Here is a 26,460-nt window from a genome sequence, read left to right as displayed (position 1 = left end):
GCGGCCGGACCTGCCTAGGGTGGGCACATGAGTACCGACGAGACCCCGGATGCCACCACCGGCGCGGCATCCGACGAGATGAAGCGCAAGTTCAAGGAAGCCCTGGCGAAGAAGAACGGGCAGCAGCGGTCGGGTCAGGCTCACCTGGACGGTCACTCGGCCGTGCAGGGCACCCACGGAGCCGTGACCAAGCGGGAGTTCCGCCGCAAGAGCGGCTGACCTCCAGACTGGATCGCAGGGGGCGGGCGCCCAGAGCTGCAGCAGCAGCGCGTCGAGCAGCGGGAGACCGGCCCGGAAGCAAAGGGGTGGGGATCAGCCTTCGGCTGGTTCCCACCCCTTTGCTATGCATTCGTCGCGAAGACGCTCCCCCGCATCAGGGAGGGCCGCGTCGTCTCTGTCGGCAACGGCTGTGACGAACGCACGCGACAGTTCCGCGATCGTGCTTGTATCGTCATCTGGCACCGCCGCCGAGAGGGACCTGGCGACGCGGGCCCGATCAGACTCAGGGCGGTCGGAGTTGTCCCACGATGCAGAGATGTTGCAGGTGTCGGTAGCCCATGAGGCTAGGGCGGCCGATGAGCATCCCGTCACGACGAGCACGGTCAGTGCCGATACTGCCGAGAGTATGGCGCTGCGGCGCTGCATGTTGTCATGTTCGCATCCGTCTCAATTCAAGACCAGACGTCGTGACACACCAGATGCAGTTGCCGCTCGCCACGCTGCCGTCAGGCGATGCGGACCGATGTTTCGAATCAGCCGACCGACTCGCCGCCGGGCGGGCCGAACTCCTGAGATCCGGACCCCTCGCGGTCCCCACGACGCCGGGAGACGGCCGCGGCGACGAAAACTCAGGAGTTCGGCCCGCCTCCCCGCCGGGACGGGCGCCGGGTCCAGCGGAACTCAGGAGTTCCGCACACCGCCGGGCCGCAGCGGCGCCTCGAAGAACGCCAGCTCCAGCTGCATCGACCGGGCGTACGCGACCGACATCGCGGCGCGGACGGCGGGAGAGGCCGACCGGGCGGCGGCATCCGCGATCCGGGACGCCTCGGCGGACGACGCCGCGAACACCTCGTCGCCGTAGGCCGTGAGCCAGTCGGCGTAGGCGTGGTCCGGGGCGAAGGTGCCGCGCCAGCGCGCGCCGATGTCGGTGTAGAGCACGAAGCACGGCAGCACCGCCGCAACCAGCACCGCGTACGAGCCGCCCGCCGACACGGCGTGCAGGTGGTCGGTGTAGGCGACGGTGTCGGGCGCGGGCTGGAGGGCGGTGGCATCCACGTGACTCTCGTGCAGGCGCGCCTCCTCGGCGAGACACGACGCCGACGCCGCGGCCCAGAAGCGCTGCTCCTCGGTGGTCGGGGCGAGCGCGGCGGAGCGCGCAAGGACGCGGGCGTACTCGCGCAGGTACAGCAGGTCCTGCTCGAGATACCAGGTGAAGGCGGCGCGCTCGAGGTCACCGGATGCCAGTCCCCGCACGAACGCGGAGTCGTCCACGGCTGCGCGCACCGGTGCCGCCTCGGCCCACGCGACGGCACTCCAGGCCGGTCCGAGGTCGAGGTGCGGCCGCAGCTCGTGGAGATGGTCGATCGGACCGTTGCCGCGCCCCACGCGTAGCGCGGCGGCGTGCTCGAGAGCCCCGGTGAGCCACGGCTTCGCGCGCTCGAGCGCGGCGGGCCAGGCGAGTCCGTGCGCGGCGAGCGTCGCCATCGCGGACGACAGCGAACATCCCGTCCCGTGCGTGTGCGGGGTGTCGACGCGGCGGCCGGATACCGGTTGGACGCCGGCCGCGTCGACGATGGCATCCGGACTCTCCGCACCCCGCAGGTGCCCGCCCTTCAGCAGGACCGCGGTGTCGGCGCGCGCGGCGAGGGTCCGCGCCTGCGCGACCGCGGTGTCCCAGTCGTCGGCGACCGGGGCGTCGACGAGCACCGCGAGCTCGGGCAGGTTGGGGGTCACGAGGTCGGCGAGGCGGCACAGGTCGCGGACGGCCGCCTCGGCGTCGGCGTCGAGCAGCCGATCGCCGCTCGTCGCGATCATCACGGGGTCGAGCACGACGACCGGCGGGCGGACCTCGGCGAGCCACGCGGCCACGACCGCGACGACATCGGTCGACCCCAGCATCCCGATCTTGACCGCGTCGATCTCGACGTCGTCGCTGACCGCCCGCAGCTGCGCCGACAGGAACTCCGTCGGCGGCACGTGCACCTCGCGCACACCGAGGGTGTTCTGCGCGACGAGCGCGGTCACGGCGGCCATCCCGTATCCGCCGAACGCCGAGATGCTCTTCAGATCCGCCTGGATGCCGGCACCCCCGGTCGGGTCGGTCCCGGCGATGCTCAGCACGCGGGGGATCATGCCCACGCCTCCCGCAGCGCCCGGGTCGCCGACGCTGGATCCTCGGCACCGCTCACGGCCGACACCACGGCGACACCCGCGGCCCCGGCCCGACGCAGGGGAGCAACGTCGCCCACCTCGATGCCCCCGATCGCGACGCACGGCAAGGGAGCGGATGCCACCAGCTCGGCGAACCCGTCCACCCCGAGGGGTCGCGGGTGGTCGGGCTTGGTCGCGGTCGCGCGGATCACCCCGACGCCGAGGTAGTCCGCGGTCCCGGCCGGGAGGTGGGCGGCGGCGACGAAGTGGGCCGGGGTGTTCGCGGTCAGGCCGATGAGCGCGTCGGGGCCGAGCACCCAGCGCGCGGCGATGACGGGGAGGTCGTCCTGGCCCAGGTGGACGCCGTCCACGCGCGCGCCGGCCGCGCGCGCGGCGAGCACAAGGTCCACGCGGTCGTCGACGACGAACGTCGCGCGCCCCGCGATGACGTCGGCCAGGGCCGTGACGCGGTCGAACAGCTCGCGGCCGCACGCGTCCTTGTCGCGGAACTGCACGATGCTCGCGCCCGAAGAGGCAGCGGCATCCACGATCTCGACGACGTCGGCGAACGGCATCCGGTGATCGGTGACGAGGTGCAGGGACAGGTCGTGCCGACTCACTCGGCGACCCGGCCGTCGAGGTCGGCGGGGGCGATCGCGGCGAGGGCGTCGAGGAACGCGACCGCGAACGACCCCGGTCCGCTCGACGTGGCCTCCGCCCGCTCGGATGCCACGGCCCAAATCGCGCTCGCCGTCGTCGCGGCCGCGAATCCGTCGGTCACCGCGAGCAGCGCCGCCATCGCGGCGCCGAGGGCGCAGCCGCCGCCCGTGACGCGGGTGAGCAGGACACTGCCGCCGGACACGCGCGCGACGCGGTCGGCATCCACGATCAGGTCGACCGGACCCGACACGGCGACCGTCCCGCCGGTGCGGACCGCGAGCGCGCGGGCGGCGTCGAGCGCGGCCTCGGGGCTGTCGGTGGAGTCGACGCCGCGACCGCCGGCCCCGGCCCCCGCGAGGGCGAGGATCTCGGACGCGTTGCCGCGGACGATCGCGGGCCGGGCCTCGAGCAGTTCGTGGGCGAGCGCGGTGCGGACGGGCAGCACGCCGACCGCGACGGGGTCGAGCACCCACGGCGTGCCCGCGGCGGCGGCCTCGCGCGCGGCGTCGCGCTGCTCGGCGGTCGGGGTGCCGAGGTTCACGAGCACGCCTCCGGCGATCCCCGCGAAGAGCCCGGCCTCGCCGGGGATGTCGCACATCGCGGGCGAGGCGCCGAGGGCCAGCAGTGCGTTGGCGGTGAAATTCGTCACCACCGCGTTGGTGATGCACTGCACGAGCGGCGGGCTGTCCCGCAGGTCGGCGAGAACGGTGGACGGAGACGGCGACGTGCGAACGACCATTCGCGACATCCCTTCGCTAGTACGAACTAGATCAGGTTCGACGGGTGTGTTCTCAGCCCCCGTGGGGCACCCCGTGTCACTGCCGCGAAGGTAGCACGGCGGAGGCTCGACGCGCCGCCGGGTCAGTACCGCGCGGAGAAGCCGCCGTCGGTGTGCAGGAGTTGTCCCAGTGCTGTTCGGGCGTTCCGCGCCGGTGACGAGGACGAGGGGCATGGGTCGAGGCTACGCGGGCGGGCGCGGCCAGGCCGAGAAGCGGTCGGCCGAGTGCCGTGGGCGTCAGAACGGGGGCGGAGCTTCGCCGGGGTCGGGCGGAGGTGGATCGTCGGGGACGAAGCGCGCGGCCGGTGAGTAGGGGAGCGGTTCGTCGGTGTAGGTGCGTCCGGTGGGGGAGGTCCACTTCAGGACGCCGCCGGGCAGCTGACTCACGCTCCACCGCGTGAACTGCTTCTGCGTGTGGTGCCGCTGGCAGAGGTGGGCGAGGTTCGTGACGTCCGTCGAACCGCCGAGGGCGTAGTCGCGGGTGTGGTCCACCTCGGCGCGCACCGCGGGAACCGTGCAGCCGGGCCACCGGCAGTGGCGGTCGCGGGCACGGAGGAACCGATCGATGGCGGTGCTCCGGTGGTAGGTGTCGGTGTGGAGTACTGCGCCGGTCACCGGCTGTGTGACGACTCGGTCCCAGGGGAGCGACGTCGTCTCGGCGAGAGCGCGAGCGGTATCGGCATCGATGGGGCCATGGCCGACCAGGGCGGCGGGGTCGACGTTCTCTTCCCCCGGTCGCAGCATGGTCAGCGCCGGCACGACGACCTGCACGCGCGCGCGGATCGCGCCGAGGGTGCCGGGGCCGTCGTCGACGCGGGTGGGGTCGGCGTCGGGGGCGGCGGTCAGCAGCAGGTCGGCGAGGATGTCGGCCCTCAGCTGGGCGGCCGTGCGCTCGTCCGTGCCCGTCTCGGAAGTCTCGTTCCGGGCGTCGATGACGGCGTGGGCCTGCTGGGTGAGGCGGTCGTGGATTCCCACAGCGAGGATCGTCGGCAGCGTGGCGACGATGTCGGACATGCCGTCCTGCCCGGTCACGACGCGGACGCACCGTGCCTCGCGACCGCGGTGGTGCCGTTCCGTCAGGGTGGTCGGCTGCAGACGTTCCGCGAGGGCGGCGAGACGCGAGCGCAGTCGGCCGGGGCTGAGGCCCTCGGCCGTTGCCACGGCGAGCAGGTCGAACTCACCGCGCACCTCGACCGGCAGCGGCGCGCCGACGTCGATGATCGCGTGTGCGTGGGCGCGGGTGATCACCCCCGCCTCCCACGCGGCGAGGGTCTGCGGGTAGTCGTCGACCAGCGTCAGGGCGCGGCTGATCTGCGTCTGCACGGTGCGATCGGACAGATACTCGGCAGCCGCGAGTTCGGAGGCGACTTCGCGCAGCGCCATCTCGGAAGCTCGAGCGGACGCCCGTCGATCGGCCATCACGTCGAGGGCGAGGTGACCGGCCGCTGCGAGGGCGCGCGTGCGGGCAACCTCTGCGGCGGCGAGCTGGGCCCCGGCGCGAAGCACGTCGTCGAGCACGGCGGACAGCCCTGCCGGCTGGCCCGTCGGGGCGCCGGAGGGAGTGTCGGGAGCGACGTCGGAAGACATGTGTGCATGCTAGCGGGGGCCTCCGACATCGACCCCGGCGCAACGGGAATTCTGGGGATGGATGCGACCGCACACGGGCCGTGCAGGAGGGCTCCCGTCCCCGGGGCGCGGGACGGCCGCGGAGACCCGCGGGTGGTCAGTCGTTCAGCCCGAAGAGGTCGAGCGGGTGGGTCAGCCGCCACCACGGGCTCGGCGGGTCGATGTCGTCCTGCAGCCGCACGTCGACGGTGGCGGCGTCGAGCGGCCCGGTCGCGATCAGCTCGCCGACGGTGTCGCCGGCGGTGCGGGACTCCCCGAGCGTGAACGACGTGTCCGGGGTCGCGCTCGCGCCGTTCCACAGCACGTTCTGCGCGTCGGACGCGGTGACGAGCGCGACATCCTCGCCCCACAGCGTCGTCGCCTTGCCGACGACGGTCCCCGCGGGCACGGACGTGCGCAGCTGGATCTCCTCCGCCAGCCTCGCGTACAGGTCGCGTGCCGCCTGCGTCCGCTCGTCGGGGCCGGGCTGTCCGAGAACCGACGCGTACGTGCGCACCGTGACCGCCCCCACCGTCAGGTCTTTCGCGGACAGCAGGTTCCAGGCATCCAGGGTCCCGGTCTTGATCCCCACGACGCCGGGATCGGCGAGCAGCGGATTGCCGTTCTTGAACGTGCCGGCGCCCGGCAGCGTGAGCTCGGGCGTGCGGACGATCTCGGCGATCACCGGGTTCTGCAGCGCCTTCTCGGCGAGGGTGATGAGGGCGGACGGGGTCGCGGTGTTGCCCGCCTCGATCCCGGTGGGGTTCACGATCGTGATGCCCGAGATGCCGCGGTCGGCCAGGTACGCGGTCGCGGCGGCGACGAAGTCGGAGTTGGAGGGCCAGAGATCGGATGCCAGCCGCTGGGCGTAATTGTTCGCGGAAGCGATCAGCATGCCCTGGAGCATCTGCAGCTCGGTGAGGCTGCCGTCCACCGGGACGTCGAGCGAGGACTCGCCACGGAAGCGGTACTGCCAGTAGTCGTCGCTGTCGGCCTGCGTGAACGCGTACGACTTCCCCTGCTCGCCGGGGGCGAGCGGCAGCCGGTCGAGTACGAGCAGTGCCGTGACGACCTTGGTGATGCTGGCGATCGACTCGGGCGCATCGGCCGACGACAGCACGCCGCCCATGCCCTGCACCGCGATCGCGGCCTCGCCCTGGGACGGCCACGCGGGCACGGCGGCGGGCGCCGCGGCGGTCTGCACGACGAGCGGGGTCACGCGGGGCGCCACGGCGTTCAGCGGCCACAGCAGCGTGACCGCGGCGTACACCGCGACGAGCAGCAGCAGGACCACCGGGGGCACGACCGTGCCCGGGCGCAGCGCGCGGCGGCGGCGCCCGGCGAGGAGGTCGGGCGGGCGCGGGCCGCTCGCGGTGAGGGCGAGCTCGGGCGCGGGGCGCGGGGCCGCCGCCGCGGCGGGATCGACCCACGTCAGCGCGATCGGTGCGCCGATGAGGATGCGCTCGGGGGCGATGGCGGGGGCGTCGGCGGCGGCGGTGGCGGGCGCGACCTCGGGAAGAGCGGAGGATTTCAGAGGAGGGGAGGATGCCGGGGCGGGGATGGGTCCTCCCTCGGCCGCATCTCCTCCCTCCGTCACGCGCGCAGCCGCGGACGGCGCGGCGGCGGACGGCGCGGGCGTGGGGGAGGGCGCGGGGGCCGGGGTGCTCGCGGGTGCCGGGTCCTCGGCATCCGTCTCGACGGACGGATCGTCCCGGTCACGCAGCTCGCGCCGTGTGGCCGGGGTCTGGTCGTGCACTCGCCCACGCTACCCCGGGGACCGGCCTATACTCTGGTTTCACAACCACGGGAGTCCGGTGAGCCGGGCTGAGAGGAAGCGACCCACGCTTCGACCGTCGAACCTGATCCGGATCATGCCGGCGCAGGGAGGAGAGAAATGCACACGTCCACGTCTGCCCGGACGGCCCCCGCCGTCGCCACGACCGACCGCTTCCGCTGGCGGGTCGTCGACATCGTCGTCACCGCCGTGCTGGGTGTCGCGATCGGTCTCGTCTTCTGGGGCTGGAACACCGTCGGCGGCCTCTGGTTCACCGCGATGGACGGCCTGACTCCCGGCCTCGGTGGCATCGCGGTCGGTATCTGGCTGCTCGGCGGCATCGTCGGCGGCCTCATCATCCGCAAGCCCGGGGCGGCGCTGCTGGTCGAGCTCATCGCCGCGATCGTGTCCGCCCTCATCGGCAACGTGTGGGGCATCAGCACGATCTACTCGGGTCTCGCGCAGGGTCTCGGCGCCGAGCTGATCTTCCTCGCGTTCCTCTACCTGCGCTTCTCGCTGCCGGTCGCGATGCTCGCCGGTGCGGGCGCCGGTGTCGGCGCGTGGGTGCTGGAGTTCTTCACCGGCAACATCGCGAAGACCGCCGAGTTCAACCTGCTGTACCTCACCACGCTCATCGTCTCGGGCGCGGTGCTCGGCGGCGTCGTGGGCTGGCTGCTCGTCCGGGCACTGGCCGCGAGCGGTGCGCTCAGCCGCTTCGCCGCGGGACGCGAACGCCGCCGAGAGGTCTGATGCCGCATCCGGCGCGCGTCGACGTCGACGGCTGGGGGTGGCGGTACGCCGGGCGCCGGCTGCCGGCCACCCGCGACGTCGACCTGACGATCGAACCGGGGGAGCGGGTGCTTCTACTCGGCGCCTCCGGGGCCGGGAAGTCGACGCTGCTCGCCGGTCTCGCCGGCCTGCTCGGGGGCAGCGACGAGGGCGAGGTCACGGGCCGCATCCTCGTCGACGGGCAACCGCCGGAGGCGCAGCGCGGACGCATCGGTCTCGTCCTGCAGGACCCTGAGGCCGGCGTCGTGCTGTCGAAGGTCGGTGACGACGTCGCCTTCGGCTGCGAGAACCTCGGCATACCGGCGGATGCCATTCCCTCGCGCGTCGCCGAGGCGCTGGCATCCGTCGGTCTCGACGTGCCGCTCGACCGCCCGACGAAGGCACTGTCCGGCGGCCAGAAGCAGCGGCTCGCGCTCGCCGGCGTGCTGGCGATGCGCCCGGGGCTGCTGCTCCTCGACGAACCCACCGCCAACCTCGACCCCGACGGGGTACGCGAGGTGCGCGCCGCGGTGGATCGCGTGGTCTCCCGCGACGAGACGACCCTCGTGCTCATCGAGCACCGCACCGCGGTGTGGGCCGACCTCGTCACGCGCGTGATCGTCCTCGCGCCCGGCGGCGGCCTACTCGCCGACGGGCCGCCCGCGTGGGTGTTCGCGGAGCACGGCGACGCGCTCGCCGCGGCGGGCGTGTGGGTGCCGGGGCGTCCGGTCGACCTGCCCGTGCTCCCTCCGGCCTCCCCGTCGATGGATGCCACGCTCTCGGCATCCGCTCTCACGATCGGTCGCGAGCGCCGCACGCCCGTGCGCGCGGGGCTGGACATCGTCGTTCCGGAGGGCGCGGGCATGGTGATCACGGGACCGAACGGCGCGGGCAAGTCGACGCTCGCGCTGACCCTCGCGGGGCTCCTGCCCGAGCTCGCGGGCGAGGTCGTCGCCGCGCCGTCGCTGGCCGCGCGGGGGGTGCGGCGCCCGTCGCGCTGGCGGTCGACCGAACTCCTCACCCGCATCGGCACGGTGTTCCAGGAACCCGAGCACCAGTTCCTCGCCTCGACGCTGCGCGAAGAACTCGCCGTCGGCCCGCGCGCGCTCCGGATGCCGGCGACCGAGGTCGACGCGATCGTCGACGAGCTGCTCGAGCGGCTCGACCTGGCATCCCTCGCCGAAGCCCACCCGTTCACCCTCTCGGGCGGACAGAAGCGACGGCTGTCGGTCGCGACCGTGCTCGCGTCGTCGCCCGCGGTGATCGTGCTGGACGAGCCGACGTTCGGTCAGGACCGGCGCGGCTGGAGCGAGCTCGTCGCGCTGCTGCAGCGCGAGATCGCGCGCGGACGCACCGTCGTGGCCGTCACTCACGACGCCGACGTGATCCGGCATCTCGGGCAGCACCGCATCGTCCTCGGGAGCGCCGCATGACCGCGGCGCTCACGGTGCCCGAGCGCACCCGGCCCTGGCTTGACGGGGTGAACCCCGTCACGCGCATCGTCATCGCGCTCGTGCTGTCGGTGCCGCTGTTCGCGACGCTCGACCCGGTGAGCGCGTCGGTCGCGATCGTGCTCGAACTCGCCTGCGTGCCGCTGACGGGACTGGCGTGGGGGACCGTCCTGCGGCGACTGGTGCCCGTGGTCGTGTTCGCGCCCGTCGCCGGCGTGAGCATGCTGCTCTACGCGAAGCCCGGCGGAACCGTGTACGGCCGGTTCCTGTTCGCCGCCGTGAGCGACGACTCGATCGCCCTGTCCCTGGCCGTGATGCTCCGCGTCATCGCGCTGGGCCTCCCCACGATCCTGCTGTTCGGGCGCACGGATCCGACCGAGCTCGCCGACGGCCTGGCGCAGGTCGCGAAGCTGCCGAGTCGGTTCGTCCTCGGCATCCTGGCGGGCGCGCGGACGGTCGGGCTGTTCGTCGACGACTGGCGCACCATGACCCTCGCCCGCCGCGCGCGCGGCCTCGGCGACCACGGCGCGCTCCGGCGATTCCTCGGGATGGCGTTCGTGCTGCTCGTCTTCGCCGTGCGGCGCGGCACGACCCTCGCGACCGCGATGGAGGCCCGTGGCTTCGGGGCCCCCGTCGAGCGGACGTGGTCGCGCCCGTCGCGCCTGCACCCTCGCGACGTCGTCGCGCTCGCGGGCGCGCTGGTGGTGATCGGCGTGGCTTTCGCGGTGGCCGTGGCGACGGGGGCCTTCCGCTTCGTCGGCGGGTGAACTCGGACTCGTTCGGCCGGCCAGCGGTCTCGGCACCGAAGCCGGGATCACCCAGGGCACGAGCGTAGAGAACCTGGCCGCGAGGCGATAGGCACTTGCGCATCCGACGCTCGTCCTGCCTAATCGGTAAGTGCTTTTCTCGTCGGGGCTGGATCAGTCCGGGGGCGCGATGGGATTCTCGTTCGGCCTGGTGGCCGTGAGCGTCGCCGTTTCGGCCGCGGTGCTCTTCGTCGCGCTTCCGCGGCTCGGCAAGCCGGGAGCCCCGACGCTGTTCTTGCGCCTGACCGTGGTTTCGGGCCTCGCGGCCGTCGCGTCGAGCGTGATGTACCTCATCTTCATCGCCGGCGGCGGGATCGTTCCGCGCGTGGTCGGCGACACCGCGATGGTGCTCGCCCCGGCGGTGTTCTTCATCGCGCTCCGGGTGCTGTCGGGTGATCACGCGCGGCGCTGGTCGGTCGCCGTCGTCGCCGTGGGGCTGGGTGTCGCGATCGTGTCGGCCAGCGCGCCCCTCTCGACGTCGGGCGTCGTCAAGGTCGTCGTGCTCGCCGTGGTGTGTGCCGCGTGCGGGGTGGCGGCCGCGCGTTCGGACGTCGAGCCGCGGGCACCGATGCGCCTGCTGATAGTGACGTGCGGCGGGTACGCGGTGTTCTGCGTCGTCCGGCTTCTCGTCGGCCTCCTCCTGGGGCTGGAGTCGGCCGTCTATACCGCGGTGTTCTCCTTCGCCCCGGTGACCGCCGCGGGATGCCTCGCGGTGCTGATGATCGGGATCGCCGTCGTCCGCCTCTTCGCGGCCCGCAGCGCCGTACCCGAGCGTCCCGCGGGTCGCCCCGCGGGAGCGATCGTCGTTCTCGGGGACTGGGACCTCGCGTCGGCCGCCTACGGCACGGATCGGATGCGCGGGCTGGTGAGCGACCTCCGTGAGGCCGGGCGCACGCTCGACCCGGACGCCGCCGACGTCCCGCGCGGGATCGAGGTGGGAGTCGCGCAGCCCCTGACGGCCCTCGCGCACTGCCTCCGCTCGCAATTCGGCTGGAGCGCCGACGAGATCACGCTGCTCGCGGACGGCGCCTCGACGGGGGCGATCCGGACGCCCGTGCGGCGCAGGATCGGCTGGTCGCGGAGCCGTATTCCGCGAACCTGAGTCCCGGGTAGAGTGACACTGAGTTTCTGCTTCGAAGGAGAACGCATGGACATCGCGGGAGCATCCGCCCTCGTCACCGGAGGGGCCTCGGGCCTCGGTCTCGCCACCGCGCGTCGCCTCGCCGCCGCGGGCGCCCACGTCACGATCATCGATCTGCCGTCCTCGTCGGGTGCGGCCGTCGCCGACGATCTCGGCGGAACGTTCGCGGCGGCGGACGTCACGGATGCCGAGCAGGTGGCGGCTGCCGCGGCGCTCGCCGCGGAGTCCGGCGCGCTCCGGGTCGTGGTGAACTGCGCCGGCATCGCGCCGCCGGCCAAGGTCCTCGACCGTGACCTGAAGCCCACGCCCCTGGCCGACTTCGAGCGGCTCGTCCGCATCAACCTCGTCGGCACGTACAACGTGATCGCGCAGACGTCGGCGCTCATGGCCGCGTCCGAGCCGACGGAGGGCGGTGACCGCGGCGTCATCGTGAACACCGCGAGCGTCGCCGCCTTCGACGGGCAGATCGGCCAGCCCGCGTACTCGGCGAGCAAGGGCGGCGTTCACGCCATGACCCTTCCGATCGCGCGCGAGCTCGCCCGCCATGGCATCCGGGTCGTCACGATCGCCCCCGGCATCATGGAGACGCCCATGCTCAAGGGGCTGCCGCAGGCCGCGCAGGACTCGCTCGGACAGCAGGTGCCGTACCCCTCGCGGCTCGGCGCGCCCGACGAGTACGCGCGACTCGTGCTCGCGATCGTCGACAACGGCTACCTCAACGGCGAGACCATTCGCCTGGACGGCGCGATCCGGATGGCGCCGAAATGACCGACGGCATCCTGCTCTCCATCGACGCCGGTCTCGCCCGCGTCACGTTCGATCGTCCCGCGTCGCTCAACGCGATGGACTTCCCGATGGCCCGGCGCTGGCGCGAGGTCGCGCATGAGATCACGTCCGACGCCTCCGTCGGAGCCGTGATCCTGGATGCCACGGGCCCCGCGTTCTGCGCCGGCGGCGACGTCGTGGCCATGGCGACGACCGGCGCGTCGGGTGTCGACGTGACCGAGACCGCGGAGGCGATCCACGACGGCATCCGCACGTTCGTCGAAGCGCCGCTGCCGATGGTCGCCGCCGTCCAGGGGGCGGTCGCGGGCGGCGGACTCGGGCTCATGCTCACCGCGGACTACGTCGTCGCGAGCGAGAACGCCCGCTTCGTCAGCCGCTACGCCAACATCGGCCTCACCCCCGACCTCGGCGTCTCGACGCTGCTCCCGGCCGCGATCGGACAGCGACGCGCGCTGCAGCTGCTGCTCCAGGACCGCATGATCGACGCCGCGGAGGCCCTCGACTGGGGGCTGGTCGCCGAGGTCGTGGCATCCACGGATCTGGCGTCGCGGGTCGAGGAGATCGCGCGGTTCTGGCTGGCGGGGGCGACCGCCGCGTTCGGTCAGGCGACGCGGCTCGTGCGCGTCGGTGCCGGGCGCACGTTCGCGGAGAACCTCGCCGACGAAGCCGCCACGATCGGCGCGGCCTTCGAGACCCCCGAGGCGCGGGCGCGGGTCGCGGCCTTCGCCGCCGCCTCCGCGAAAGGACGCTCATGACGACGCTCGCCGGCAAGACCATCCTGATGTCGGGCGGTAGCCGTGGCATCGGCCTCGCGATCGCGCTGCGCGCCGCGCGCGACGGCGCGAACGTCGCGCTGCTCGCCAAGACCGACACCCCGCACCCGAAGCTCGAGGGGACGATCCACACCGCGGCCGACGCGATCCGCGCCGCGGGCGGTCACGCGCTGCCGATCGTCGGCGACGTCCGCGACGAGGAGTCGATCACCGAGGCCGTGCTGCGTACGGTGGGGGAGTTCGGCGGCGTCGACATCGTGGTGAACAACGCCAGCGTCATCGACCTGTCGGGCTCGCTCGACCTCGCGACGAAGAAGTACGACCTCATGCAGGACGTCAACGTGCGCGGGACGTTCCTGCTCTCGCGCGCGGCCGTGCCCGTTCTGAAGGACGCCGAGAACCCGCACATCCTGTCGCTCTCGCCGCCGTTGAACGTCACGCCTCGCTGGCTGGGAGCGCACACCGGCTACAGCCTCGCGAAGTTCGGCATGACGATGGCGACGCTCGGGCTCGCGGCGGAGTTCGCCGAGGCCGGGATCGCGGCCAACACCCTGTGGCCGCGCACGACGATCGCGACCGCGGCGGTGCAGAACGTCATCGGCGGCGACCGGCTCATGCGCGTCTCGCGCACGCCCGAGATCTACGCGGATGCCGCGTACGAGGTGCTCACGTCCCCGTCGCGTGACCTCACCGGCCAGATGCTGATCGTCGAGGACGTGCTGCAGGCCGCCGGGGTGACGGACTTCTCCGGCTACGCCGCTGTCCCCGGAACGCCCGACGAGGCGATGTACCCCGACATCTTCCTGGACTGAGGCCGGGCGTCCGCTCGGGGGCGCGGGGCACGGCGCAAGGGGGGCATAATCGCTGTGCCTCGGCGGAAACGCTGCGGCCGGGCGTTTCTGCCGAGCAGGAGCGTTTAGGCGTGAGGGGCGCCGCGTCAGAGCAGGCCGAGCTCGGCGAAGGCGTTGTGCACGCCGTCGTCCAGGACCGCGGTCGTCACGCGGCCGGCCAGACGCTGCAGCTCGACGGGGGCGTTGCCCATCGCGACGGGGGTGCCGACGACCTGGAACATCTCGACGTCGTTCCAGGAGTCGCCGATGCCGATGGCCTCCGCTCGATCCAGGCCCAGGTGCTCCAGCACCTCGAGGATCGCCGACCCCTTCGTGACGCCCGCGAGCCCGATCTCGCCGTTCGAGCCGCCGGGGAGCGGGATCGACCCGGGGATGACGTGGAACCGCTCGCCCAGTTCGGCACCGGCGTGCGCAACCGTGTCGGCGACGGGGCTGATGAACACCGCCTTCGCGACCCGGCCGCGATCGACCTCGGCGAGGGGCCGGGCACGGGGGATCGACGTCGTCGGCTCCCCGTCGAGCCCCCGCGCCGCGATCTCGGCTGCCCGCTTCGCGAGACGCTCGCGCACGTACTCGCGCATCATCGGCTCGATACCCGGCGAAGCGAACACCGCCTCGTGCGTCTGCAGGAAGTAGTGGATGCCATGCGCCTCGAAGTACGTCTCGATCGCCGCCACGTCCGCGCGGGGCATGGGGTGCTCCACGATCAGTTCGTCGCCGCTCGTGGCGTACGCCCCCGCGTTGCTGATCGCGCCGTCGAAGCCGATCGCGCGCACGTCGGGGTGGATGTCGCCGTCCGCCCGTCCGGTGCACAGCCACACGAGGTGGCCGTTCGCGCGGGCGCGGCGGATGGCGGTCACGGTCGAGGGGGCGATCGTCGAGCCGTGCTCGGCGATCGTGCCGTCCACGTCGAGGAAGGCGATGCGGGTCATGGTTCTCCGTGGGTCGGCGCCGGACCGGCCGGTCGGGGCGCGGGCTGCCCCGGCGGTCGACTGCCACCGTACCGGGCGCGGGTGTCCGGCCCCCGCGCGTACACGGCGGACACAACTCCTGCGGAACCGCGGGATGCCGCGGGTGCGGGGGCTGTGGCATCCGGGTTTTCCTGCGTTGTGCCCGGGGTGGCGGGGTGCAGCACCGCGCGGCCGCGGCGCACACCCTCGGTGCGGGCGGGCGCGGGTGTCCGGGGCCCGCGCGGACATGACGGGCACAACTCCTGCGGAACCGCGGGATGCCGCGGGTGCGGGGGCCGTGGCATCCCGTTATTCCTGCGTTGTGTCCGGCGCGGGCCGTGCGGTCCCGCCGCGGCGCCGGGCGGCCCGGCGCGCGGCGGCGCCCGGCCGGAGCGCCCAGCCTCGGCGCAGGTGGGCGCCGGTACCCTGGGACGTATGACCGATCAGACCCCCGTGCGCGAGACCCCGCCCCGGCAGGGGCGTCCCGCGGGGGCTCCGGCCGACACCGGTATCCGCGAGACGAAGCCCCGCCAGGTGCGGCCGAAGACCGAGGGCTGGCAGCAGGCCAAGGACGAGACCGGGCGGCCGCTGCTGCAGTTCGCCAGCCCGAAGCGCGGCAAGCCGCCCGTGCACCTCGCCGACCTCACCGCCGAAGAGCGCGTCGCCAAGGTGAAGGAGCTCGGGCTCCCCGGGTTCCGTGCGAAGCAGCTCGAGAAGCACTACTTCACCCACTACACGTCCGACGCGGCCGCGATGACCGACTTGCCGGCATCCGGTCGCGAAGAACTCGTCGCGGGGCTGCTGCCGCCGCTGCTCACCGAGGTGCGCCGCCTCGAGACCGACCGCGGCGACACGATCAAGTTCCTGTGGAAGCTGCACGATGGCGCGCTCGTCGAGTCGGTGCTGATGCGCTACCCCGGTCGCATCACGCTGTGCGTGTCGAGCCAGGCCGGGTGCGGCATGAACTGCCCGTTCTGCGCCACCGGGCAGGCGGGCCTCACGCGCAACATGTCGGCGGCGGAGATCGTCGAGCAGATCGTCCGCGCCAACCGCTTGATCGCCGAGGGTGGCCTGGGCGGCAAGAAGCGTGACGACCACTCGCTCGACCGCGTCTCGAACATCGTCTTCATGGGCATGGGCGAGCCGCTCGCGAACTACGCCCGCGTCATGCAGGCGGTGCGCGTGATGGTCGACAAGGAGCACGGCCTCGGCATGAGCGCCCGCGGCATCACGGTGTCGACGGTGGGGCTCGTTCCGGCGATCACGAAGCTGTCGAACGAGGACATCCCGGTGACCTTCGCGCTGTCGCTGCACGCGCCCGACGACGGTCTGCGCGACGAGCTGATCCCGGTGAACTCCCGCTGGAAGGTCGACGAGGCCCTGGATGCCGCCCGCGCCTACTTCGACAAGACCGGCCGCCGCGTCTCGATCGAATACGCGCTGATCAAGGACATGAACGACCACGCCTGGCGTGCCGATCTGCTGGCGGAAAAGCTCAACGCCCGCGGCCGCGGCTGGGTGCACGTGAACCCCATCCCGCTGAACCCGACGCCGGGGTCCATCTGGACGGCCTCCGAGGTGCCGGTGCAGAACGAATTCGTCCGTCGCCTCAACGACGCCGGCATCCCGACGACCCTCCGTGACACCCGCGGTAAGGAGATCGACGGCGCGTGCGGTCAGCTCGTCGCGACGGAAGAGGACGAGGCCGCCGCGGCGGAGACGCCGGTCGCCTGACGGCCGGTCCGAAAGGACCCGCGGACGCATCGTCGTGGGGAGAGCTCGCCTGCCGGTCAGCGCCCGGCGAGCAGTCGCTGGCCTTCGCCGTTCACCAGGGACGCTTGGACCAGCCGCAGGCCGTCCCCCGAGCGCAGACCGTTCAGCGTCGCCGCCGCCTCCCGCACGGGCAGCAGGTGCTCGCGCCACACCCCCAGGAGTTCCTCGCGCCGCACGTCGTCCGCGATGGGAGCATCGAGGTCGAGGAGTTCGCGCAGGCGGTCGTCCACCCCGCGCGGAACCACTCGTCCCAGGCGCGTCTGCACATGACATTCCCACGGCTTCGGGGCAGTGGCGGGGCCGGCCTCGAGCAGCCAGACCGCGACGTTGACGTAGTACCGCGGCCCGTAATTCGACTTCTGGAGGTGGAGAACGACGATCGTCTCGGCACTCTGCCGATGCCGGGAACCGGACTTCTTGGTCGTGAAAGCCGCTCTTCCGAATTCGTCGAAGGTCGTCTGGATCACATTGCGCTGACTCATGGCCCCCCTCCGAGGCCTAAGCTACCGCACCGTCACAGGCTCCCGCAGTGGTCGGTTCAGGCGGCCCCGGCGTGCAGCACGTGCGTGCGGAGATCGTCGAGGGTCTGCTGCATGTGCCCGTCCATCGCGAGGCGCGCGGCCTCGCCGTCGCCGCTGCGCAGCGCCGCGAGAACGTGCTCGTGCTCGGTGATGGCGTGCGCTTGGATGACGCGCACTCGCGAGGTCTGCGCCCGCCGCTCCGAAAGCACCTCGGTGAGCGGCGCGAACATCACCGTCAGGAACGGATTGCGGGATGCCGCGAGGATGCGGTCGTGGAACGCCAGGTCGGCAGCCACGAACGCCGCCAGATCGTCGATCTCGTGGGCGTGGCGCATCGCGGCGAGCTCGGCGGCGATGGCGTTCAGCTCCTCCGGCTGCGCGCGCTCCGCGGCGAGGGCCGCCGCACCGGTCTCGAACAGGCGCCGCAACTCGATGAGCTGCTCCGCGGCGCTCGCGTCGTCGACCGCGGCCGTGGCCGCCAGCACCGCCGAGAGCGACGTCCACCGCGACACCGGTTCGACGAACGATCCGCGTCCGCTTTCGACCCGCACGACGCCGCGGGCCTGCAGAGTCTTCACGGCCTCGCGGACGGTCACGCGGCTGACGTCGAAACGATCCCCGAGTTCGGGTTCGCTGGGGAGGGCCTGGTCGGCGACGAGGCGTCGGGCGACGATGTCGTCGAAGATCCCGTCGACGACCTCCTCGACACGTGAACGTCGGGCCATGGCATCCCCTCTCCGGCTCCCAACCTAATCGCCGGGCCGGGGACGTCCGTCCCCGACCCGGCGGTGAGATGTGCCCCGGGCGTGAATCGCGCTCCGCCCGGGGCGTTTCGCGGGCGTCAGCCCGCCAGGGCGAACACCGCCCAAGTGAGGAGGAACCCGGCGATTCCGAGGATCGTGGTGAGCACGGTCCAGGTCCGCAGGCCGTCGGCGACGCTGAGGCCGAGGTAGCGCGTGACGATCCAGAACCCGGCATCCGTGACCATCGACAGACCGAGCGACCCGAAGCCGACCGCGACCGAGATCGCCGCGATCTGCAGGGGACTGTATCCGGCGGCCGCGACCCCCGCGGAGAGCAGGCTCGCGGTCGTGACGATCGCGACGGTCGCCGATCCCTGAGCCGCGCGCAGCGCGAGCGTGATGAGGAATGCCGCGCCCAGCAGGGGAACGCCGAGACCTTCGAGGGTGACCGAGAGGGCCGCGCCGATCCCGGATGCCTGGAGCACCGCCCCGAACACGCCACCGCCGGCGACGACGAGGAGGATCGACGCGATCGGGGGCATTGAACTCTCGAAGACCTCGTTCGTGCGGGCCAGACCCCAGCGCCGGCGGACCGGCAGCACGAAGAACGCCACGATCACCGCCACGAGCAGGGCGAACGCGGGGGTTCCGACGAAGGTCGCCACACCGCGCGCGGCCGAACCCGTAGGGAGGCTCAGAGAGAGCACCGTGCCGACGAGGATCTGCACGATCGGCAGTGCGATGAGCGCGACCACCGTCAGCGGGCGCGGCGGCGCGAGGACCGTGCCGTCCGCGCGACGCGACTCGATGACCGTGGACGTCTGGCCGAACTCGGCCATCTGCTCGGCGACGCGCGGGGCGAGCGCGTACTCGGTGCGGTTCATGATGCGGGCGACCCAGAAGCACAGCAGGCCCAGGACGGCGCAGATGGGCAGCGCGATCGCCGTGATGAGCCCGAGGTCGGCCCCGAAGACGCCGGCGCCGGCCACGATGCCCGGGTGCGGGGGCACCGAGACGTGGACGGCCAGCATCAGGCCGAACATCGGGAGGCCGAACACGATCGGTCGCACGCCCGCGATCTTGCTGAAGGCGTAGAGGATCGGAACGAGCACGATCACGCCGACTTCGAAGAACACCGGGATCGCGACGACGAACGCCACGATCGTGAGTGCGACGGCCACCCGGCGGGGCCCGAGTCGGTCGGTGAATCGCTCCGCCAGGTTCTGCACGCCGCCCGACACCTCGATGAGCCGCCCGAGGATCGCGCCGAGGGCGATGATGATGAGGACTTTGCCCATCGTCGAGCCGACGCCGTTGGCCACGAGGGTGAACACGTCACCGGCCGGGATCTGGGCCGAGAGGGCCACCGCGATGCTCGTGATGAGGAGCGCGACGAACGCGTGGACCTTGAACAGGATGATGAGCACCAGCAGCAGCGCGATGCCCGCTGCCGCGATGCCGAGAAGAGGACCGGTGCCCAGCTCCACCGCCGGGGCGATGGGAGGGGTGTCGGCCATGGGAACGAGCAGCATGTCGGATCTCCTTCGATTCGAGTGATGTGGGGGAGTCAGGGGTGGCGTCGCTCGGGCGCCACGGCGCGGATGACGCTGGAGTCGTCCCGCGAGCCGAGACCCTGCGCTCTGCCGGAGAGGTAGAGCTGCTCGGCGGCGGCGGCGACCGGCGTCGGGAGGCCGAGGCGCCGAGCGGCGTCGCCGACGATGCCCATGTCCTTCACGAAGATGTCGAGGGCGCTCAGCACCTCGGCTCCCTCGTCGTCGTAGGCCTGCAGCATCCGCGGGCCGCGGTTCCCGAGCATGAACGACGCGGCCGCGCCGCCCATGAGCGCATCGAGGGTCTTGGCGGGGTCGAGGCCGAGGGCGTCCGCGAGGGCGAGCGCCTCGCCGGCCGCGGCGATGTGCACGCCGCAGAGCAGCTGGTTCACGGTCTTGAGGGCTTGTCCGTCCCCGGCGTTGTCGCCGACGACGGTGAGAGTGGATGCCAGCAGCTCCAGCACGGGCGCGGCCTTCTCGCGTGCGGCCGGCGCGGCGCCCACCACGATGAGCAGGTCACCCTCGCCGGCGCGGGCCGGCCCGCCGGACAGCGGCGCGTCGACCAGGTCGATGCCGCTCGCGGCGAGGCGTTCGGCCACGGGACGGACGCCCGCGGTGCCGACGGTGCTCGTGAGGATCACGACCGAGCCCGCGCGCAGGGCCGGGGCGATGCCCGCATCGCCGAACAGCACGTCGTCGAGTTGGTACTGGTCGCGGACGGCCAGGAGCACGGCATCCGCGTCGGCGACCGCCTCCCGCGCGGACGGGAATGGCTTCACGCCGCGCTCCCGCGCGAGGTCCAGACGCGCGGGCGCGATGTCGAATCCGTGGACGGTGAGTCCGGTGGCCAGACGCGAGGCCATGGGCAGGCCCATGGCCCCCAGCCCGAGGACGGCGACGGTGTAGTCGGTGGTCATGAAAGCTCCTTCGCTCGTGGTGCGGGGTGGGTCAGTTCGCGGCGGCGACCGCGGAACGGGTCAGGGTCGAGACGACGTGGGCGAGGGCGTCGTCGTCGCCGACGTTGCCCGCGAACACGACGTAGGGGATGCCGAGCGCCGGGCCGTCGGCGGGCTCCCACAGCGAGATGATCCCGGGGAGCATCGGGCCCCGGACCGTCGCGCGCCGCATCGACAGACCGTGGGCGGCGACGTCGCTGGAGGTGATGCCGCCCTTCGCGACGACGAAGCGGGGGTGTGTGCGCGCGACGACCCCGCGGACCAGATCGACGACCGCGGCCGAGACCGTGCGGGCGATCGCGAGGCTCGCGTCGGCGCTCGTCGCGGTCGTGACGGTGCGAGTCGTGCTGACCACGACGTCGCCCGTCTCGAGCGCCGCGACGGTCGCGTCGACGACCTCGGCGAGGTAGACGGATGCCGTGTCGGTCGCGAGGACGCGGGCGACGTCGATCTCGATGTCGGTGATGTCGCCGTTCACCGCGCGCAGGCGCTGGAGCTGGCGCGTCGTGACGGCGACGTGGGAGCCGACGACGATGAGTCCGCCGCGCGGAGCGCCGCCGTCGGGGAAGATCTCCTCGGTGGTGAGTGGTGAGCGGCGCTCCGCGCCGATGCGTGCGCGAACGAACGGGGGCCCGACGCGATGGATCAGGGCCTTGCCGCGTCGCCGCGCCTCAATGACTCCGAGCGACAGCAGGCGCAGGTCGTCCTCGGTCACGGCGTCGCACACGATGGGCGTGCGGTGGGCGGCATCCTGGATCGCGTCCGCGATGGCCGCAGTGCCGGAACGGATGACGGCCAGGTCGAGCACGATGACGTCTTCGGCGCGGTGGCGGCCGAGTGACTTCTCCTCTACCCAGGCGGCGAGGTCCGACGAGCGGTAGCCGAAGGTCGCGTCGCGAGCGAACTCGGTCTCGCCGACGGGGCGCAGCTCGTCGCCCTCGCGCATGTAATGGATGCCGCCGACGGTGACGCGACCGGCATCCGGGAACGCCGGGACGATCACCACGCCGTCGATCGAGCCGCCGCCGGACTCCGCGATCGTGTCGGCGAGGGCGTCGGTCTCGAGCGGGAAGTGGCCGCGCAGTGTGGAGTCGCCGCGACTGACGAACTCGACATCGACGCCGGCGGCGCGAGCGGCGGTCAGGGCATTGCGGGCGACCTCGTGGTTACGCGTGCGGGCATCGTCCTCGCCGAGGCTGCGGGCGTTGGTGAGGACGTACACGGCCGGGGCGTCGGTGGCGAAGACGCCGGCGAAATCGGCGGTGTCCCAGCCCGTCAGGACGGGGAGGTCGGCGACGGACTGCGTTCCGGTCGGGTCGTCGTCGAGCACGACGAGACGTGAGCCGAGTCCGGCGGAGAGGTCGCGCACCTCGGCTGCGGGGACCGTCCGGTCGGCGGGGAAGGGGCGGAGGGCGTCGCTCGCGTTCATGGGTTGACTCCTTTGTGCAACTGCCCGCGCGATCCATACGCCGTCAGGCGTCAGCCATCATATGGGTTTGATCGGTGAAGGGCAACGGATCCGCCCCAATGGCGGCCCTCGATGTCGGATGCCGCCGATAGCGTTGACCCATGGTCGGTTATCGCTACCTCGGCAACAGTGGATTCAAGATTTCGGAGATCACCCTCGGCAACTGGGTGACGCACGGCTCGCAGGTCGGAGACGACGCCGCGATCCAGACCGTGCACGCCGCGCTCGACGCGGGCATCACGACGTTCGACACGGCCGACATGTACGCCAACACGGCGGCGGAGGTTGTCCTCGGCAAGGCCCTCGAGGGTCACCGGCGCGAGTCGCTCGAGATCTTCACGAAGGTGTACTTCCCCACCGGTCCCATGGGCCCCAACGACACCGGTCTCAGCCGCAAGCACATCATGGACTCGATCAACGGCTCCCTGACGCGTCTCGGCACCGACTACGTCGACCTCTACCAGGCGCACCGCTTCGACTACGAGACCCCGCTGGAAGAGACGTTCCAAGCCTTCGCCGACATCGTGCGTCAGGGCAAGGCGCTCTACATCGGTGTGTCCGAGTGGACCGCCGAGCAGCTGCGCGAAGGACACGCGCTGGCGAAGCAGCTCGGCATCCAGCTCATCTCGAACCAGCCGCAGTACTCGATGCTGTGGCGCGTCATCGAGGGCAAGGTCGTGCCGACGAGCGAAGAGCTCGGCATCTCGCAGATCGTCTGGTCGCCGATGGCGCAGGGCGTGCTGAGCGGCAAGTACCTGCCCGGTCAGCCCGTGCCCGACGGCTCGCGCGCGACCGACGAGAAGAGCGGCGCCAACTTCATCAAGAGGTTCCTCCGTGACGACGTACTCGAGGCCGTGCAGCGCCTCAAGCCGATCGCCGACGAGGCCGGGCTCAGCATGCCGCAGCTCGCGATCGCCTGGGTCCTGCAGAACCCCAACGTCGCGGCCGCTCTCGTGGGCGCCTCGCGTCCCGAGCAGCTCGCCGACACGGTGAAGGCCTCGGGCGTCACGCTCGACGCCGACACCCTCGCGGCGATCGACACGGCCCTCGGTGACGCCGTGTTCTCCGACCCCGAGAACACGTACGAGGTCTCGCCGAAGAGCCGCCTGGTCTGATCCGCACCTGAGCGGGGACTGGGGGGTGCCTCAGGCCCCGCTCAGGAGAGAGCAGGACGGGCGTCGTACCCTGTGCGAATGTCCTTTTCCGCTCACCGGCCCGGTCGCTTCGGCTCCGACGGCCGTATCGAGTTCACGACGGACGATGACCGCGAGCCCCAGTACCTCGACGACATCCTCGCCCAGCAGCGTGACGACGCCGACGCGTCGGCCGACGCCGTGACCCTCGACGACCCCACCGAGCCCTGGGGCGCGCCGCCCGCCGGCGACGACGACACCGGTCCGTTCGAGTGGCCCGAGCCCGAGCCGTTCGTGGCCGCGCGGGCGCCCGTTGCGGAGCCCGCCGCCGCTGAGGCCGCGCCCGCGCCCGTTGCGGAGCCCGCGCCCGTCGAGCCCGCTGCCGCAGAGCCCGAGCCCGCCGAGCCCGCTGAGGCCGCGCCCGCGCCCGCCGCGGCCGAGTCCGAGCCCGTCGCCGCTGAGGCCGCGGCGCCCGAGCCCGTGCTGCCCGAGGCCGCGCCGTTCCCCGCGCCCGTGGCATCCGACCCCCGTCCGCCGCGTCTGCGTCGCGCCGATCCCCGCCGCCCCAGCCTGTCGCTCGTGCGCCGCATGGCGGTCCTCGGCGGCGCCGACAACGACGTGCTCGACGAGGTGCCCGAAGAGGTTCCGCGCTTCGTGCAGATGTTCCTCGTGCTCGCCGGGACCGCGCTCGTCTCGTCGTTGTCGATGATGTTCGCGCTGCTCACGGGCGTGCGGATCAGCATCTTCCTCGCGATCCCGCTCGCGCTGGTGTGGGGCCTCATCATCTTCAACCTCGACCGCTTCCTCACCTCGACCATGCGGTCGACGAAGAACGTCTTCCGGCTGCTCGGCCTGGCGTTCCCGCGCGTGGTCATGGCGGCGCTCATCGGCATCGTGGTCGCCGAGCCGCTGGTGCTGCAGGTGTTCCAGAACGACATCGTCCGCGAGGTCAACTCGACCAACGTGACCCAGGCGCTGAGCGATCAGGATGCCGTGACGAACGGCCCCGAGAAGCAGGCCCTGGATGCCGCGAGCGCCCAGGTCGCGGCGCTCGAGAACCAGGCCGCGACCGGAATCGTCGCCGGAACGTCCTCGACGTCGGCCGAGGCCGCCGCCGCACAGCAGACCGTCGATCAGCTGACGCAGCAGCTCGCCGCGCAGCAGACCGTGATCGACCAGGCGCGTGCGGTGTACCAGTGCGAGCTGACCGGGCAGGGCGCGGGGCAGGTGCCCGGGTGCACCGGCGTCGCCGGTGACGGCGCCAGCTCCGAGGCCGCGAAGGCGCAGCTCGCGCAGGCGCAGTCGTCGTACGACGCGCTGGCGGCGCAGCTGCAGCAGGCGCAGTCGTCGCTGGCCACGGCGAACTCGGCCGGTGCCGAGGCCGCAGCCGCATCCGCCGACCAGAACAAGCAGCAGGCGCAGGATCAGCTCCCCGCGGCCCGCGCGCAGTACGAGTCGGCCCTGACGGCCTACAACGATCGCGCCGCGTCGGTGGCGAACGGCAACGCCGGCGCCGTGGGCCTGCTCAGTCAAATCTCGGCGCTCGAGCGGCTGTCGGAGCGCGAGCCGACGCTCCGGTGGGCGCACTGGCTCATCGCCGCGCTGTTCTTCATGATCGAGCTGCTGCCGGTGCTCGTGAAGGTGCTCACCGGGTTCGGCGGTCCGTCGCTGTACGAGAAGGCCGAGCGCATGCGCGGACAGATCGCCCTCGACCGGGTCACGGCCCGCACGTTCCGCAAGCGCGCGGACGTGATCGCCGACGAAGCCGCGCGCGTCCCGGCGGGCGTCTGATGGTCGCCTGGAGTGCGGGACTGCTGCTGTATCGGCGGCATCCCGCGCTCGAGGTCCTCATCGCGCACATGGGCGGTCCCTTTTGGGCACGCAAGGACGCCGGCGCGTGGTCGATCCCGAAGGGCGAGTTCGACCCCGCGATCGAGGAGCCCCGGGATGCCGCGCACCGCGAGTTCGTCGAGGAACTCGGCCTCGAACCCCCCGCGGGGGAGTGGGTCGAGCTCGGGACGCTCGCCGCGGCGTCGAGCAAGAAGCTCGTCGTCTTCGCCCTCGACGGCACCGGGTTCGAGGCATCCGGGTTCTCGTTCGGCGAGTTCGAGATGGAGTGGCCGCCGCGGTCGGGCCGCACGGCGTCGTTCCCCGAGGTCGACCGGGCCGAGTGGAGGGACCTGGATGCCGCCCGCGAGGCGCTCGTGAAGGGTCAGCGCCCCGCGCTCGACGCGCTGGAGCGCCTGCTCGCCTGAGGTTTCGCGCCGTGGCGCCCCGTCGAGTGGCCAAGACGCGCCGTGTGCGGGTGGGGCGCAACGGCGTGTCCTGGACACTGAACATCGGTGCCGTCCGTCTCCCCCGTTGAGTGTCCAAGACACGCGGATGCCACGCGCCGCCGTCCGCGTGTCTTGGACACCGAACTCGCCGCCGGCGCCGCACGCCCCGCGCTCGCCACCCACCCCGCACGCCCGCCCAAACGCCGAGTGTCCAAGACACGCCGTGTGCGAGCGGGCCGCAACGGCGTGTCCTGGACACTCGAGCGAGGGGCGCGGGGCCCCGGGGCTTACGGGCGCAGCAGCACCTTGCCGACGCGCGGCGAGAAGCTCGCGGCGGCGGCGTCGCGGACGTCCTCGAGCGCGAACGTCGCCGCGACCGGGAGGGTCATGGTGCCGTCGGCGAGGTAGCGCGACAGCTCACCGAAGAGGGCGCCGCGGGTCTCGGCATCCATCGTCTTGCTGACGACGCTGCCCCAGAAGCCCTTCACGGTCGCCTGGCGGAAGATGATGTCGCCCGCGGAAAGCTCGAGCGTGCTCTCGCCCATCGACCCGAAGATCACGAGCGTGCCGTTCTCGGACAGCAGCGACAGCACGTCGTTCGCCGCCGATCCGCCGACCGAGTCGACGCCGGCGACGACGCGTCCGCCGTCGATGATCGCGAGGGCCTTGTCGCGCCAGTCGTCCGCGTCGGTCGACACGACGTTCGTGATGCCCTGCTGCGCGAGTTCGTCGACGGCGCTCGCGCGGCGCACCAGACCCAGGACATGGATGCCACGAGCCTTCGCGATCTGCGCGACCATGCGCCCCACCGCACCGTTGGCGGTGTTCTGCACGAGCCAGTCGCCGGCCTTCAGGTCGAGCGAGTGCAGCAGGCTGATCGCGCTGAACGGCATCGAGACGAGCTGCGCGGCCATCTCGTCGGGCAGAGCGTCGGCGACGGGGATGAGGCCGGCGGCGGGGGCGACGACGTACTCGGCCCAGACGCCGAACGTCCCGCCCGTGGCGACGCGCTGGCCGATCTCGAGTCCCTCGACGCCCTCGCCGAGCGCGTCGACGATGCCGACGGCCTCGGTTCCGGCGCGGGCGGGGAGCTCGGGCTTGTACCCGTAGGTGCCGCGGATCGTCCACAGGTCGTGGTTGTGGATCGGAGACAGAAGGATGCGCAGCCGCACCTGGCCGGGGCCGGGCTCGGGGGTCTCGACGTCTTCGACGTCGAGGACGTCGGTCGGTTCGCCGAACTGGGGGTGCACGATGGCGCGCATGTCTCTCCTTGGTGGTTATTTTGTAACGACCGGTCTAATATAGACCCGGATCGGGAAGAAGGAAA

The 26,460-nt window shown here is 72.2% G+C and carries 24 protein-coding genes and 2 riboswitches; of the genes, 12 read left to right on the top strand and 12 right to left on the bottom strand.

Annotated features, from left to right (window positions below):
- Window positions 1-27 precede the first annotated feature (27 nt).
- Complete coding sequence (locus AVW09_RS13185; RefSeq protein ID WP_022879329.1) at window positions 28-219, top strand: DUF5302 domain-containing protein; 192 nt, start codon at window positions 28-30, stop codon at window positions 217-219.
- A gap of 681 nt (window positions 220-900) precedes the next feature.
- Here the strand turns inward: AVW09_RS13185 and thiD are convergent.
- The 5 genes from thiD to AVW09_RS13160 form a co-directional block, all read right to left on the bottom strand.
- On the bottom strand, window positions 901-2,352 hold the full coding sequence (thiD, locus tag AVW09_RS13180; RefSeq protein WP_063258551.1) for a bifunctional hydroxymethylpyrimidine kinase/phosphomethylpyrimidine kinase: 1,452 nt from the start codon (window positions 2,350-2,352) through the stop codon (window positions 901-903).
- Complete coding sequence (thiE, locus tag AVW09_RS13175) at window positions 2,349-2,990, bottom strand: thiamine phosphate synthase (protein ID WP_231901844.1); 642 nt, start codon at window positions 2,988-2,990, stop codon at window positions 2,349-2,351. The genes thiD and thiE overlap by 4 nt, the downstream gene beginning before the upstream one ends.
- On the bottom strand, window positions 2,987-3,769 hold the full coding sequence (gene thiM / locus AVW09_RS13170; protein WP_063258498.1) for a hydroxyethylthiazole kinase: 783 nt from the start codon (window positions 3,767-3,769) through the stop codon (window positions 2,987-2,989). The genes thiE and thiM overlap by 4 nt, the downstream gene beginning before the upstream one ends.
- Window positions 3,761-3,853, bottom strand: a riboswitch (TPP riboswitch). Its footprint overlaps the gene before it by 9 nt.
- A gap of 192 nt (window positions 3,854-4,045) precedes the next feature.
- Complete coding sequence (locus AVW09_RS13165) at window positions 4,046-5,395, bottom strand: HNH endonuclease (protein WP_063258497.1); 1,350 nt, start codon at window positions 5,393-5,395, stop codon at window positions 4,046-4,048.
- A 136-nt stretch (window positions 5,396-5,531) separates the two neighbouring features.
- Window positions 5,532-7,169: a D-alanyl-D-alanine carboxypeptidase family protein gene (locus AVW09_RS13160; RefSeq protein ID WP_063258496.1), complete on the bottom strand. Its 1,638-nt coding sequence runs from the start codon at window positions 7,167-7,169 to the stop codon at window positions 5,532-5,534.
- Between the two features lie 37 nt (window positions 7,170-7,206).
- Window positions 7,207-7,316, top strand: a riboswitch (TPP riboswitch).
- On the opposite strand from AVW09_RS13160, the gene AVW09_RS13155 reads away from it, so the two are divergent.
- The 7 genes from AVW09_RS13155 to AVW09_RS13125 all read left to right on the top strand — a co-directional run bounded on the left by AVW09_RS13155 (window position 7,308) and on the right by AVW09_RS13125 (window position 13,724).
- Window positions 7,308-7,937 carry an ECF transporter S component gene (locus AVW09_RS13155; protein WP_063258495.1) on the top strand — a complete coding sequence of 210 codons (630 nt, stop codon included), beginning with the start codon at window positions 7,308-7,310 and terminating at the stop codon, window positions 7,935-7,937. Its footprint overlaps the riboswitch before it by 9 nt.
- Window positions 7,937-9,388 (top strand): ABC transporter ATP-binding protein, encoded by a 1,452-nt coding sequence (locus AVW09_RS13150; RefSeq protein ID WP_063258494.1) that lies wholly within the window; start codon window positions 7,937-7,939, stop codon window positions 9,386-9,388. Before AVW09_RS13155 ends, AVW09_RS13150 begins: the two co-directional genes overlap by 1 nt.
- Entirely contained in the window at window positions 9,385-10,173 is a 789-nt protein-coding gene (locus AVW09_RS13145) for an energy-coupling factor transporter transmembrane component T family protein (RefSeq protein ID WP_063258493.1), read from the top strand. Before AVW09_RS13150 ends, AVW09_RS13145 begins: the two co-directional genes overlap by 4 nt.
- A 130-nt stretch (window positions 10,174-10,303) precedes the next feature.
- The gene (locus AVW09_RS13140) at window positions 10,304-11,314 is read left to right on the top strand and encodes a hypothetical protein (RefSeq protein ID WP_156496102.1); all 1,011 of its coding nucleotides are present in this window, start codon (window positions 10,304-10,306) and stop codon (window positions 11,312-11,314) included.
- A 45-nt stretch (window positions 11,315-11,359) separates the two neighbouring features.
- Complete coding sequence (locus AVW09_RS13135; RefSeq protein WP_063258491.1) at window positions 11,360-12,121, top strand: SDR family NAD(P)-dependent oxidoreductase; 762 nt, start codon at window positions 11,360-11,362, stop codon at window positions 12,119-12,121.
- Window positions 12,118-12,894: an enoyl-CoA hydratase/isomerase family protein gene (locus AVW09_RS13130; protein WP_063258490.1), complete on the top strand. Its 777-nt coding sequence runs from the start codon at window positions 12,118-12,120 to the stop codon at window positions 12,892-12,894. Before AVW09_RS13135 ends, AVW09_RS13130 begins: the two co-directional genes overlap by 4 nt.
- Window positions 12,891-13,724 (top strand): SDR family oxidoreductase, encoded by an 834-nt coding sequence (locus tag AVW09_RS13125; RefSeq protein ID WP_063258489.1) that lies wholly within the window; start codon window positions 12,891-12,893, stop codon window positions 13,722-13,724. Before AVW09_RS13130 ends, AVW09_RS13125 begins: the two co-directional genes overlap by 4 nt.
- 125 nt (window positions 13,725-13,849) lie before the next feature.
- Here AVW09_RS13125 and AVW09_RS13120 read toward each other — a convergent pair whose 3' ends face one another.
- Window positions 13,850-14,695, bottom strand: coding sequence for an HAD family hydrolase (locus tag AVW09_RS13120; RefSeq protein ID WP_063258488.1), 846 nt, complete (start codon window positions 14,693-14,695; stop codon window positions 13,850-13,852).
- 453 nt (window positions 14,696-15,148) lie between these two features.
- Here AVW09_RS13120 and rlmN point away from each other — a divergent pair, with 453 nt between their 5' ends.
- Window positions 15,149-16,447 (top strand): 23S rRNA (adenine(2503)-C(2))-methyltransferase RlmN, encoded by a 1,299-nt coding sequence (gene rlmN / locus AVW09_RS13115; RefSeq protein WP_231901843.1) that lies wholly within the window; start codon window positions 15,149-15,151, stop codon window positions 16,445-16,447.
- 56 nt (window positions 16,448-16,503) lie between these two features.
- On the opposite strand, the gene AVW09_RS13110 is transcribed toward rlmN, so the two are convergent.
- The 5 genes from AVW09_RS13110 to AVW09_RS13090 form a co-directional block, all read right to left on the bottom strand.
- Window positions 16,504-16,968 carry a DUF4304 domain-containing protein gene (locus AVW09_RS13110; protein ID WP_063258487.1) on the bottom strand — a complete coding sequence of 155 codons (465 nt, stop codon included), beginning with the start codon at window positions 16,966-16,968 and terminating at the stop codon, window positions 16,504-16,506.
- A 56-nt stretch (window positions 16,969-17,024) separates the two neighbouring features.
- Complete coding sequence (locus tag AVW09_RS13105; protein ID WP_063258486.1) at window positions 17,025-17,732, bottom strand: FadR/GntR family transcriptional regulator; 708 nt, start codon at window positions 17,730-17,732, stop codon at window positions 17,025-17,027.
- A 116-nt stretch (window positions 17,733-17,848) separates the two neighbouring features.
- Window positions 17,849-19,282, bottom strand: coding sequence for a GntP family transporter (locus tag AVW09_RS13100; protein ID WP_082822980.1), 1,434 nt, complete (start codon window positions 19,280-19,282; stop codon window positions 17,849-17,851).
- Window positions 19,283-19,317: 35 nt separating this feature from the next.
- Entirely contained in the window at window positions 19,318-20,217 is a 900-nt protein-coding gene (locus AVW09_RS13095; RefSeq protein ID WP_063258485.1) for an NAD(P)-dependent oxidoreductase, read from the bottom strand.
- A gap of 31 nt (window positions 20,218-20,248) precedes the next feature.
- Window positions 20,249-21,685, bottom strand: a complete 1,437-nt coding sequence (locus AVW09_RS13090; protein WP_063258484.1) for a four-carbon acid sugar kinase family protein — start codon at window positions 21,683-21,685, stop codon at window positions 20,249-20,251.
- Window positions 21,686-21,825: 140 nt separating this feature from the next.
- On the opposite strand from AVW09_RS13090, the gene AVW09_RS13085 reads away from it, so the two are divergent.
- The 3 genes from AVW09_RS13085 to AVW09_RS13075 all read left to right on the top strand — a co-directional run bounded on the left by AVW09_RS13085 (window position 21,826) and on the right by AVW09_RS13075 (window position 25,112).
- The gene (locus AVW09_RS13085; RefSeq protein ID WP_063258483.1) at window positions 21,826-22,839 is read left to right on the top strand and encodes an aldo/keto reductase family protein; all 1,014 of its coding nucleotides are present in this window, start codon (window positions 21,826-21,828) and stop codon (window positions 22,837-22,839) included.
- A gap of 78 nt (window positions 22,840-22,917) precedes the next feature.
- Window positions 22,918-24,648 (top strand): DUF4407 domain-containing protein, encoded by a 1,731-nt coding sequence (locus AVW09_RS13080; RefSeq protein WP_063258482.1) that lies wholly within the window; start codon window positions 22,918-22,920, stop codon window positions 24,646-24,648.
- Complete coding sequence (locus tag AVW09_RS13075) at window positions 24,648-25,112, top strand: NUDIX domain-containing protein (protein WP_063258481.1); 465 nt, start codon at window positions 24,648-24,650, stop codon at window positions 25,110-25,112. The genes AVW09_RS13080 and AVW09_RS13075 overlap by 1 nt, the downstream gene beginning before the upstream one ends.
- Window positions 25,113-25,420: 308 nt before the next feature.
- Here AVW09_RS13075 and AVW09_RS13070 read toward each other — a convergent pair whose 3' ends face one another.
- Window positions 25,421-26,395 (bottom strand): zinc-binding dehydrogenase, encoded by a 975-nt coding sequence (locus tag AVW09_RS13070; protein ID WP_063258480.1) that lies wholly within the window; start codon window positions 26,393-26,395, stop codon window positions 25,421-25,423.
- Between the last annotated feature and the right edge of the window lie 65 nt (window positions 26,396-26,460).

Origin of the sequence: Microbacterium sp. T32 (genome assembly GCF_001619615.1) — a bacterium.
Taxonomy (GTDB): Bacteria; Actinomycetota; Actinomycetes; order Actinomycetales; family Microbacteriaceae; genus Microbacterium.
Note: the sequence above shows the minus strand (reverse complement) of the source record. Positions and strands in the feature narration are given on the sequence as shown.